General features: G+C 41.8%; 2 protein-coding genes. Both read right to left on the bottom strand.

Going from position 1 to position 1,530, the window contains the following annotated elements:
- A partial coding sequence (locus VN105_RS23040) for a hypothetical protein (protein WP_325644637.1) occupies window positions 1-325 on the bottom strand: 325 nt, incomplete at its 3' end.
- A gap of 249 nt (window positions 326-574) precedes the next feature.
- Window positions 575-1,530, bottom strand: a 956-nt coding sequence (locus tag VN105_RS23035; protein WP_325644635.1) for a hypothetical protein, incomplete at its 5' end; no start/stop codon positions are given.

Here is a 1,530-nt window from a genome sequence, read left to right as displayed (position 1 = left end):
GGAAGATCTGTGTACGGTACGGATTAACTGCAGTACGCTTATTAAAGAGAAATTGTATAAGAAAAAATAAAACCATCCCACCCAGTAAAATAAAACTCAGCCCAATGATACCGGTGCTCCAGGCGGGATAGGCGCGGAATAACATAATCCCTCCCCCTGCGCAGGCAACAGCCAGTGCAACAGCCGCAAATAACAATACCACGTAAAGAATAAAAAACAACACAACGTAGCTGATGGCTTTCATTATTTGTTGTCTGAATAATAACGTGGGCTCAATAAAAGCGAGATCTGCGTTATCAGGACATTCAGGGTATAAGTTGGTCATAACAACATCAGGTTAGATACGATCGTAACAGCAAAAGGGATTTAAATGTAGATAATATCACAATATTATCCATCTACCAATAGTTATCATATATTAATATGAGGGATGTATTTTCCCCACTATAGCGGATCAACTGCAAATACTTTTTGTATTTTTTTAGTGTTATATATTATGGCTGATATATTTATTAACGTTTTCCGAAGTATATTGTTGACTTGTGGCAATACACTTTATTGTTAAAAGTACATTTCATCCGAGCATGGGATGCCTTTTATAAGGTGCTGTACGGTCAAATAAATAGCGGTAAGTGGTTAGCCTGCGGGAGGGAACCGCTCCAAGGCTTTCTGCCACATTTTGCATCCTTGGGTTAAAATCTCCGATCCATTGCATTTCATATTCTTCATAACCCGACCTTCCTCCCTGTATCAATTTTGCGCCTTCCACAATCATATAGGCATCTACCCCTTTTCCCTGAAATTCAGGAACAATTCCAAATATAATCCCCACCATCTTTTTGCAGTAGCCGGTTTGTTTTAGCCACAGGAATTTTAGCTTCTGTAATAAACCAAACTGCCCGTTCATATGCTTAATATATTGGTTCAGATCCGGCAGATTCAGCCAAATGGCAATGGGCTCTTCATTATAGTAAACAAACCATGCAATTTTTTCATCCAGCAGTGGTTTCATCTGTTTAAACAACGCCAAAGCCTGACCCTTTGCCATATCCTTGCCTCCCATGTGCTGTGCCCATGCCTTGTTGTATACAATACAAAAGGCTTCTGCAAAACGCGGCAATTCACTTTTACGGATATGTACCGCCCTGAACGCAGGATCCGCTTCAATAGCGGCATGCCGGCTGAAAAACTTCGGCTGCAACTGATCGCTCACCTTCATTCCATAACAGATCTGGTTGAAGAAAAGCCGGAAACCATATTCTTCAAATAAGCGGATATAATAGGGAGGATTGAAGTTCATGCAGTATAATGGTTCATGAAAGCCTTCTGTGAGCAGCCCCCACCAGTTGTTCCGTTCCCCGAAATTGATAGGGCCGTCCATCGCACCCATTCCTCTTTCCTGCAACCACTGCCTGGCAGTATCAAAAAGCAGGTTGGCAGCTTCCTGCTGATCTATACAATCAAAGAAACCCACGCCACCTACCAGGCACTCGTCTCCCTTGGTTTTATATTTTTTATTAACAAAAGCGA

This window comes from Chitinophaga sp. (assembly GCF_035564935.1).
Classification (GTDB): Bacteria; Bacteroidota; Bacteroidia; order Chitinophagales; family Chitinophagaceae; genus Chitinophaga.
This window is presented reverse-complemented; position numbering and strand designations above follow the sequence as displayed.